General features: G+C 73.3%; 6 protein-coding genes. 3 read left to right on the top strand and 3 right to left on the bottom strand.

Going from position 1 to position 9,915, the window contains the following annotated elements; translation table 11 throughout:
• Positions 1-41: 41 nt before the first annotated feature.
• The 3 genes from ACFUVW_RS16595 to ACFUVW_RS16585 form a co-directional block, all read right to left on the bottom strand.
• On the bottom strand, positions 42-3,851 hold the full coding sequence (locus ACFUVW_RS16595; protein WP_430572424.1) for a multifunctional oxoglutarate decarboxylase/oxoglutarate dehydrogenase thiamine pyrophosphate-binding subunit/dihydrolipoyllysine-residue succinyltransferase subunit: 3,810 nt from the start codon (positions 3,849-3,851) through the stop codon (positions 42-44).
• 343 nt (positions 3,852-4,194) lie between these two features.
• Positions 4,195-5,340 carry a sensor histidine kinase gene (locus ACFUVW_RS16590; protein ID WP_430572423.1) on the bottom strand — a complete coding sequence of 382 codons (1,146 nt, stop codon included), beginning with the start codon at positions 5,338-5,340 and terminating at the stop codon, positions 4,195-4,197.
• On the bottom strand, positions 5,340-6,077 hold the full coding sequence (locus ACFUVW_RS16585; RefSeq protein WP_430572422.1) for a response regulator transcription factor: 738 nt from the start codon (positions 6,075-6,077) through the stop codon (positions 5,340-5,342). The genes ACFUVW_RS16590 and ACFUVW_RS16585 overlap by 1 nt, the downstream gene beginning before the upstream one ends.
• 227 nt (positions 6,078-6,304) lie before the next feature.
• Between ACFUVW_RS16585 and ACFUVW_RS16580 the strand changes: the two genes are divergently transcribed.
• The 3 genes from ACFUVW_RS16580 to ACFUVW_RS16570 all read left to right on the top strand — a co-directional run bounded on the left by ACFUVW_RS16580 (position 6,305) and on the right by ACFUVW_RS16570 (position 9,815).
• Positions 6,305-7,675 (top strand): hemolysin family protein, encoded by a 1,371-nt coding sequence (locus ACFUVW_RS16580; RefSeq protein WP_430572421.1) that lies wholly within the window; start codon positions 6,305-6,307, stop codon positions 7,673-7,675.
• A complete protein-coding gene (locus tag ACFUVW_RS16575) occupies positions 7,672-8,709 on the top strand; it encodes a hemolysin family protein (protein WP_430572420.1) in 1,038 nt (345 codons plus the stop codon). Before ACFUVW_RS16580 ends, ACFUVW_RS16575 begins: the two co-directional genes overlap by 4 nt.
• Before the next feature lie 251 nt (positions 8,710-8,960).
• On the top strand, positions 8,961-9,815 hold the full coding sequence (locus ACFUVW_RS16570) for a D-alanyl-D-alanine carboxypeptidase family protein (protein WP_430572419.1): 855 nt from the start codon (positions 8,961-8,963) through the stop codon (positions 9,813-9,815).
• Positions 9,816-9,915: the final 100 nt, after the last annotated feature.

Raw genomic sequence — 9,915 nt, 5'->3', positions numbered from 1 at the left:
CCCCCTCTCTATCTCGGCGAGACGCCTTCTCTATCTCGGCATCACGCGCGGTCGAAGGCCTGGGCGACCAGGACCTCCTGCTGCTCCTTGTGCCGCTTGGCCGTGCCGGCGGCGGTCGACGCGGACGCCGGGCGGGACACGACGCTCACGCGCGGCAGGTCCTCCGGCATCGCCAGGTGCAGGAACGACCAGGCGCCCTGGTTCTCCGGCTCGTCCTGGACCCACACGACCTCGGCGTTCGGGTACTGCGCGAGCTGCGCGCGGATCTGCTCCTCCGGGAACGGGTAGAGCTGCTCCAGGCGGACGATGGCGGTCCGGGTGTCCTCGCGCCTGGTGCGCTCGGCGAGCAGGTCGTAGTACAGGCGGCCGGTGCACAGCAGCACGCGGTCGACCTGCGCCGCGTCCACCGTCGTGTCCGCGAGCACCGGCTCGAACGTGCCGGTGGTGAAGTCCTCCACGCTGGAGGCCGCCGCCTTGAGGCGCAGCAGCTGCTTCGGCGTGAAGACGACCAGCGGGCGGCGCGGGCGGGCGTACGCCTGCTGGCGCAGGAGGTGGAAGTACGACGCCGGGGTGGACGGCTGCGCCACCGTCATGTTGTTCTCTGCCGCGAGCTGCAGGAAGCGCTCGATGCGGGCGGACGAGTGGTCCGGCCCCTGGCCCTCGTAGCCGTGCGGCAGCAGCATGACCAGCGACGAGTGCTGGCCCCACTTCTGCTCGGCCGACGAGATGAACTCGTCGATGACGGTCTGCGCGCCGTTGACGAAGTCGCCGAACTGCGCCTCCCAGAGCACGAGGGCGTCCGGGCGCTCGACCGAGTACCCGTACTCGAAGCCGAGGGCGGCGTACTCGCTGAGCGAGGAGTCGTACACCCAGAACTTCGCCTGGTCGCCCGACAGGTACAGCAGCGGGGTCCACTCGGCGCCCGTGTTGCGGTCGTGCAGGACGGCGTGGCGCTGGACGAAGGTGCCGCGGCGGGAGTCCTGCCCGGCGAGGCGCACCGGGGTGCCCTCCATGAGCAGCGACCCGAAGGCGACGAGCTCGCCGAAGCCCCAGTCGATGCCGCCCTCCTTCGCCATTAGCTGCCGCTTCTGCAGCATCTGGGCGAGCTTCGGGTGCACCGTGAAGCCCTCGGGCGCGGACACCTGGACGGCGCCGACGCGCTCGAGCACGGCGTGCGGGACCGCCGTCTGCCAGCCGACCATGTCGCCGGCGCCCTCGCGCTGCGCCTCCGGTCGCTCCAGGCCGAGGATCTCGTCCTCGCCGTCGGGGGTGCTGGCCTTACCGGCCGACTTGGTCTCGGTGAAGACCCGCTCGAGCTGCGCCTGGTAGTCCTGCAGCGCCTGCTCGGCCTCCTCGACCGTGATGTCGCCGCGCGCCACGAGGTTCTTCGTGTACAGCTTGCGCACCGACTGCTTGGCCTCGATGAGGTTGTACATCAGCGGCTGCGTCATCGAGGGGTCGTCGCCCTCGTTGTGGCCGCGACGGCGGTAGCAGACCATGTCGATGATGACGTCGCGGTCGAACTGCTCGCGGTAGGCGAAGGCCAGCTCGGCCACGCGCACGCAGGCCTCGGGGTCGTCGCCGTTCACGTGGAAGACGGGGATCTGGTAGCCCTTGGCGACGTCGGTCGCGTACGTCGTGGAGCGCGACGACGACGGCCCGGTGGTGAAGCCCACCTGGTTGTTGATGATCACGTGGATCGTGCCGCCGGTGCGGTACCCGCGCAGCTGCGCGAGGTTGAGCACCTCGGGCACGACGCCCTGGCCTGCGAAGGCCGCGTCGCCGTGCAGCAGGATCGGCAGCACGGAGAAGCCGTCGCCGCCCAGGTCGATGCGGTCCTGCTTGGCGCGCACGATGCCCTCGAGCACCGGGTCGACCGCCTCGAGGTGGGACGGGTTGGCGGCGAGGTAGACCTTGGTCGTGGCGCCCGACTCGGCGGTGAAGACGCCCTCGGTGCCGAGGTGGTACTTCACGTCGCCGGAGCCCTGCACGCTCTTCGGGTCGAGCTGGCCCTCGAACTCCTTGAAGATCTGGCCGTAGCTCTTGCCCGCGATGTTCGCCAGCACGTTGAGGCGGCCGCGGTGCGCCATGCCGATGCCGACCTCGTCGAGCCCGCCCTCCGCGGCCTTCGACAGGATGGCGTCGAGCAGCGGGATGACCGACTCGCCGCCCTCGAGCGAGAACCGCTTCTGCCCGACGAACTTCGTCTGCAGGAACGTCTCGAAGGCCTCGGCGGAGTTCAGGCGGCGCAGGATGCGCAGCTGGTCCTCGCGGGGGGTGCGGGCGTAGCCGGACTCGAGCCGCTCCTGGAGCCACTTGCGCTGGGCCGGGTCGGCGATGTGCATGTACTCGACGCCGATGGTGCGGCAGTACGAGTCGCGCAGCAGACCGAGGATGTCGCGCAGCGTGTCCTTGGTCTTGCCCCCGAAGCCGCCCGTGGGGAACTGGCGGTCCAGGTCCCACAGCGTCATGCCGTGGCTCTGGATGTCCAGGTCGGGGTGCTTGCGCTGGCGGTAGGCGAGCGGGTCGGTCTCGGCCATGAGGTGGCCGCGCGACCGGTAGGAGTGGACGAGCTCCGCGATCCGGGCCGGCTTCGCGGCCTCGACGTCGGCGTCCACGGTGTTGTCGCGCACCCAGCGCACGGGCTCGTACGGCACGCGCAGGGCCGCGAACACGCGGTCGTAGAAGCCGTCCAGGCCGAGCAGCTTGTTCGCGAGCACCTTGAGGAACTCGCCGGACTGGGCGCCCTGGATGATGCGGTGGTCGTAGGTCGACGTGATCGTCATGACCTTCGAGATGCCCATGCGGGCGAGCTGCTCCTCGGACGCGCCCGCGAACTCCGCCGGGTAGTCCATGGCGCCGACGCCGATGATCGTGCCCTGCCCGGACATGAGGCGCGGCACCGAGTGCACGGTGCCGATGCCACCGGGGTTGGTCAGCGAGATCGTGGTGCCGGCGAAGTCGTCCATGCCGAGCTTGCCGCCGCGCGCCTTGCGCACGAGATCCTCGTACGCGGCCCAGAAGCCGGCGAAGTCGAGCTCCTCGGCCTTCTTGACGCTGGGCACCAGCAGCTGGCGCGAACCGTCGGGCTTGGCGAGGTCGATCGCGAGGCCGAAGCCGACGTGGGCGGGCTGCACGACGTGCGGCTTGCCGTCGATGCTCTCGTAGTGCGCGTTCATCACCGGCATGTCGGAGAGCGCCTCGACGAGCGCGAACCCGATGAGGTGGGTGAACGAGATCTTGCCGCCGCGGCCGCGCGCGAGGTGGTTGTTGATGACGATGCGGTTGTCCACCATGAGCTTGGCGGGCACGGCGCGCACCGACGTCGCGGTCGGGACCTCGATCGAGGCCTCCATGTTGGTGACGACGCGCGCGGCGGGGCCGCGCAGCTTCTGCACGTCGTCGGTGGCCTCGTCCTCGGTGGCCTTCGGCGAGGACTTGGCGACCTCGGCGTAGGGCGCGGTCGCGGGCAGCGCCTCGGCGACCGGGCGGACGGCGCTCACCTCGGGGTCGGCCGGGACCGGCGCCGGCTTGGCGGCCTTCCGCTCGGACTTCGCCGCCTCGGCGGCGGCGGTGCCCGACCGGCCGGCCGGAGCCGCGGGGGCCGGGGCCTGCTGTGACGGGGCCTGCTGCGACGGCGCCTGCGGTGCGGAGGCCGGCTGGGCGGGGGCCTGCTGTGCCGGGGCGGCGGGCCGCGCCGGGGCGGTCTCCGCCGCGGCGCCGTTGGTCTCACCCGGCTCGTAGTCGGCGAAGAAGTCCCACCACGCGGGGTCCACCGCGTTCTTGTCCTTCAGGTACTGCTCGTAGAGCTCGTCGACGAGCCATTCGTTGGCTCCGAACGCGCTCGCCACGCTGATCGACTCTGACCCGTCCTTCGGGGACACCACGCGCGGATCGCCCACTTTCACACAGTTGCAACTCGTTCGACCGGAAATGCGCCCGACAGCGCCGGTGCGCAGGTCCCAGCCTACGTCCTCCGGGCCGACCCACAGGGGAGGCCGAGCGGCGTCAGACGGCCGTTCCCGGGCGCGCGACGCGGCATCGTGACCGTCCGGTAATGGGGTGGGCAACGACTCCTCGGGTCGACCCGATGACTCCGTGTTCCGACGTCATGTCCGGACCACGCGGGCCGTCCTGTGACGGAGGAGTGTGATCAACATCACCCTCGCTCGAGAGGCGCGGGCGCGGCGGGGATCAGTCCGAGGGCTCGGTCGTGACGCCGGGGGCCGGTCGGGCCTGCGCGGGGAGGGTCACGCGCATCGTCGCGCCGCGGTCGGTGTCGGCGACCTCCACGTGCCCGCCGTGCAGGTCGACCGCCCAGCGGACGATGGCGAGGCCGATGCCGGTGCCGCCGCTCGCCATGCCGGAGGGCGGCGCGGCGTGCGGCCGGCCGGCGGCCGCCCCGCTCGCGAACCGCTCGAAGATGCGGCCGCGGTCCTCGGGGGCGATGCCCGGGCCCTCGTCGCTCACCTCGAGGACGACGTCGTCGTCCACCGGGTAGGCGTCCAGCCGCACGGTGCCGCCGTGGGGCGAGTGCCGGATCGCGTTCTGCAGCAGGTTCGTGACCACCTGGCGCAGCCGCTCGACGTCGGCCTCCAGCGCGAGGTCGGGCGGGGTGACGTCGACGACGTAGCTGAGGCCCTTCGCCGCGTCGACCATCGACATCGCCTGCGCGGACTCCTCGAGGAAGTCGCCCACGGAGAACTCGCTGAGCACCAGCGCGGACGCGCCGGCCTCCACGCGCGACAGGTCGAGCAGGTAGGTGACCAGGCGGGTGAGCCGCTCCGTCTGCTCCAGCGACAGCTCGAGGGCCGACGGCGTCGGCTCGGTGACGCCGTCCACCATGTTCTCGAGCTGCGCCTGCAGCGCCGCCACCGGGGTGCGCAGCTCGTGCGACACGTTGGCGATGAGCTCGCGCCGCACCCGGTCGGAGGCGTCGAGGTCGGCCGCCATGACGTTGAACGCCTCGGCGAGCTGGCCCACCTCGTCGCGGCTCGTGGCGCGCACGCGGATCGAGTAGTCGCCCGCGGCCATCGCCTGCACGGCCGCCGTCATGTCGCGCAGCGGCGACGTCATGCCCCGCGCGAGGAGCTGCACGATCACCAGGGACAGGAAGATCGCCAGGGGCAGCGTCCGCGTCGGGCCTAGCTCGTTCTGCAGGCCGATCCACGTGATGAGGACGGCGAACGTCACCGTCGCCACGACCAGCACGCCGAGCTTGGTCTTGAGCGACCGCAGCGGGTCCAGCGGGCGGACGTCGGGCAGCCGGTGGTGCTCCTTGCGCCGCGGCACGACCGGCCCGGCCGGCCCGGCGTCGTCGTCGCCGGGGGCGGGGTCCATCAGGCCTCCGGCGGCTCGAACGCGTACCCGACGCCGTGCACGGTGCGGATGAGGTCCGGCCCGAGCTTGCGGCGCAGGGCCTTGATGTGGGAGTCGACGGTGCGGGTGCCGCTGGCGTCCGCCCAGTCCCACACCTCGGCGAGCAGGCGCTCGCGGGTCTGGACGGTCTTGGGGGAGCTCGCGAGCATGACCAGCAGCTCGAACTCGGTCGGCGTCAGGTGCACCTCGTCGCCGGCGCGGTGCACGCGGCGCTGGGCCCGGTCGATCGTGACGTCGCCCATGACCATCGGCGGGTCGGCGGGGGTCGTCACCGCGGCCTGCTGCGCGCGCTCCACGCGCCGCAGCAGCGCCTTGACGCGCGCCACCAGCTCGCGCATCGAGAACGGCTTGGTCATGTAGTCGTCGGCGCCGACGCCGAGGCCGACCAGCATGTCCGTCTCGTCGTCGCGCGCCGTGAGCATGAGGATCGGGATCGGGTTCTCCGCCTGGATGCGGCGGGTGACCTCGAGCCCGTCGATGCCGGGCAGCATGACGTCCAGCACGATGGCGTCCGGGTTCAGGCGGGAGGCGGCGTCGACGCCGGCGAGGCCGTCGCGCGCCACCTCGACGCGCCAGCCCTCGGCGGACAGGCGCTGGGCGATGGCGGCCGCGATCGCGGGCTCGTCCTCGACGACGAGCACGGTGGCGTTCTGCTGGCCCGAGGTGCCCGGGGTGCTCGGAGGGGTCGCGGTGGTCATGGTGCCATCTTGCACCGGCTCCCTGGGGGAGCGCTGAGTACACGCTGTCCAGCGCTCGCCTCCGGCTCTCCCGCGCGGACGCCGACTCGCCCGCGAGCGCCGTCCCGATACCATCGGAGCACGATGGACGAGAGCCGATATCGCGCGGGGTCGCCCGCGCCGTCCCGCCAGGCCGCCCCGCCGCCCCGCCACCTCGCGGCGCCGCACCGCACGACCGGGAGCCGCCCGTGCTAGGCGACGTCCTCATGATCGTGCTGGGCGTGGTGCTCACCGCGGGCACCGCGGTGTTCGTCGCCAGCGAGTTCTCCCTCGTCACCCTCGACCCGGCCGTCCTCGGGGCCGACGACGAGGAGGGCGACAGTCCGTCGCCCGGCCGCGACGCGGCGCGCCCGTCGGACCGACGGGACCGCGCCGTCCGCGCCGGGCTCAAGCACCTGTCCACGGAGCTCAGCTCCGCGCAGGTCGGCATCACCATCACCACGATCCTGCTGGGCTACACCGCCCAGCCGGCGCTGCTGTCCCTGTTCTCCGAGGCGTTCGCGGCCACCGCGATGGGCCGCGGCGTCGCCGGCGTGCTCGCGGGGGTGCTCGCGCTCGTCGTGGTCAACGCGTTCTCCATGCTCTTCGGCGAGCTGATCCCCAAGAACTTCGCGCTCTCCACCCCGCACACGACGGCGCGGCTCGTCGTGCCCGTGCAGCGGGTGTTCACCATGCTGTTCCGACCGCTCATCGTGGTGCTCAACGGCTCGGCCAACGCCCTGCTGCGCCGGGTCGGCGTCGAGCCCCGCGAGGAGCTGTCCGGCGCGCGGTCGTCCTCGGAGCTGCTGTCGCTCGTGCGGCGGTCGGCGCAGGAAGGCACGCTCGACCAGTCGGTCGCGACCCTGCTGACCAACTCGCTCGAGCTCGACGAGCTGTCGGCGCGCGACGTCATGACCGACCGCATGCGGATGGCCGTGGTCGAGCGCGACACGACGGCCGCCGAGGTCGTGGCCGTCGCGCGGCGCACCGGCCACTCCCGGTTCCCCGTGATCGGCGAGGACCGCGACGACGTCGTCGGCCTCGTGCACCTGCGCCGCGCCGTCGGCGTGCCGCACGACCGGCGCGGCGAGGTGCCGGCCGCCGCGCTCATGGTCGACGCGCCCCGGGTGCCGGAGACGGTCCGGCTCGGCCCGCTGCTGGTCGAGCTGCGCGGCCTCGGGCTCCAGATGGCCGTGGTCGTCGACGAGTACGGCGGCACCTCGGGCATCGTCACGCTGGAGGACGTCGTCGAGGAGCTCGTGGGCGACGTCGCCGACGAGCACGACCCCCGCCGCGCCGGGGTGGTCCGCGGCACCGACGGGTCGTGGGTCGTGCCCGGCGTGCTGCGCCCCGACGAGCTGGAGGAGCGCACCGGCCTGGTGGTCCCCGAGGGCCCGGCCTACGAGACGCTCGGGGGCCTGGTCATGGCGGAGCTGGGGAGGGTGCCCGAGGTGGGCGACGAGGTCGAGACCGGCGGCGTGCTGCTGCGGGTGGAGGCGATGGACGCGCGGCGCGTCGAGCGGCTGCGCGTGCTCGCCGTCGACCCCGCCGAGGCCGAGCGCGGGGAGGCGGGCCGATGAGCACCGGGACCGCCCTGCTGGTCGGCGTGCTGCTGCTCGCCGGCAACGCGTTCTTCGTCGGCGCCGAGTTCGCCGTCATCTCCGCGCGCCGCAGCGCCATCGAGCCGCGGGCCGAGGCCGGCGACCGCCGCGCCCGCACCGCCCTGTGGGCGATGGAGCACGTCTCCCTGATGCTCGCGTGCGCGCAGCTCGGGGTCACCGTGTGCTCCACCGGCCTCGGCATCGTCGCCGAGCCCGCCCTCGCGCACCTGCTCGAGGTGCCGTTCGCGGCCCTGGGGGTCCCCGAGGCGCTGCTGCACCCGGTCGCGCTGGTCCTCGCGCTGGCGATCGTCGTGTACCTGCACGTGGTGCTCGGCGAGATGGTCCCCAAGAACCTCGCCGTCGCCGGCCCGGAGACGGCCGCCCTCTGGTTCGCGCCGCCGCTGGTGCTGCTGGGCCGCGCCGTGCGGCCGGTGATCGCGGCGCTCAACTGGGTCGCGAACCACGCCGTCCGGCTCGCCGGGGTCGAGCCCAAGGACGAGGTCGCCTCCGCGTTCACGGCGCAGGAGGTGCAGTCGATCGTCGAGCACTCGCAGGCCGAGGGCGTGCTCCGCGACGAGCAGGGCCTGCTGGCCGGGGCCATCGAGTTCTCCTCGCGCACCGCGGGCGACGTCATGGTCGCGGTGGACAGGCTGGTCACCGTCGACGCCCGCACCACGCCCGACGACGTCGAGCACCTCGTCGCGCGCACCGGCTTCAGCCGGTTCCCCGTGCGGGGCGACGACGACGCCCTGCGCGGCTACCTGCACCTCAAGGACGTGCTCTACGCGTCGAACGGCGACCGGTTCGACCCGGTGCCCGCGTGGCGCGTGCGCGCGCTCGCGTCCGTCCGGCCGGCCGACGAGGTGGAGGATGCGCTGCGCGCCATGCAGCGCTCCGGGGCCCACCTCGCGCGCGTCGAGGGGCCCGACGGCGTCCTCGGCGTCGTGTTCCTCGAGGACATCCTCGAGGAGCTCGTGGGCGAGGTCCGCGACGCCATGCAGCGCCGGCCCTGAGACCGCCGGCGACGCCGCCCGCGCCGGGCGGCCCGACCAGGGTGGACACCCTCCCACCACGCCCGGTCGTGGCCGCGGCCTGACCGACCGGGGACGGGGACTTGGCGGGGGAGCCCGACCCCGTTATGGTTCCGTGACGGATCGCCTCGAGCGGGCGCGTGCACGACACGCGACACCGGGCGGTCCGTGTTCGGGTCCGGAAGATCCCGGGCGACCACGGCGGCCGTCCGGAGCACGAGCGCGGAGGTGCCGTGGAGGCGACGTCGCAGGGTGACGCAGCCGCGCCGCGCTCCCGTCGCGAGATCCGGGAGGCCGAGCTCGCCCGGGCCGGCAAGAAGCCCCGCAAGCGTCCGTCCTCCGCCCGGGGCGACCGCTCCGCCGGCCGGCACGCCGCCCCCGCCGGGCACGCCTGGGTCACCCGGCTGACCGTGCTCGGCTCGCTCGCCGCCGCGACCATCGCCGCCCCCCTCGTCACCGACGACCAGGCCCACGGCGGCACCCCGTTCGACCTCGACACCCAGCCCACGGGCCCCTCCACCCTCGCGCTCCTCGAGCAGGGCGTCGACACCCCCCGCACCTCCCAGGGCATCGCCGCCGCCCCCCGCGACGTGCGCGTCGAGGCCTCCGCCGCCAGCCGCACCGCCGAGCGCAGCCCCCTGCCCGGCTGCGACGCCGGCGCCTCCATCGACGGCGGCAACGGCACCCTCGCCGACCACTCGCTCTGCGACATCTGGCAGCCCGGCGAGAAGCTCCGCGCCGACGCCGCCGTCGCGCTCAGCGCCCTCAACGAGGCGTTCCGCGTCCGCTTCGGCCGCGACCTGTGCCTCGTCGACAGCTACCGCTCCATCTCCTCCCAGTACGCCGTCAAGGCCAGCCGCGGCTACCTCGCCGCCACCCCCGGCACCTCCATGCACGGGTGGGGCTTGGCGATCGACCTGTGCGGTGAGGAGTACCGCTCCAGCGAGGTCTACGGGTGGCTGTGGGAGAACGGGCCCGCGTACGGGTGGGAGAACCCGCCGTGGGCGCAGCGGGGTGGCATGGGGAACTACGAGCCCTGGCACTTCGAGTACAAGCCGGGCGTCGTAGAGATCACTACGTGGCACTGAGCCGCTTGGTGCTGTTCTGCTCGCCGCCGCGGGAGGCGCAGGATCCTTCGCGCGGTCGCGTTCACGCGCCCCAGGGGGCGCTCCACTTCGGGAGGGATAC

The organism is Isoptericola sp. NPDC057391 (genome assembly GCF_042668085.1).
Taxonomy (GTDB): Bacteria; Actinomycetota; Actinomycetes; order Actinomycetales; family Cellulomonadaceae; genus Isoptericola.
Note: the sequence above shows the minus strand (reverse complement) of the source record. Positions and strands in the feature narration are given on the sequence as shown.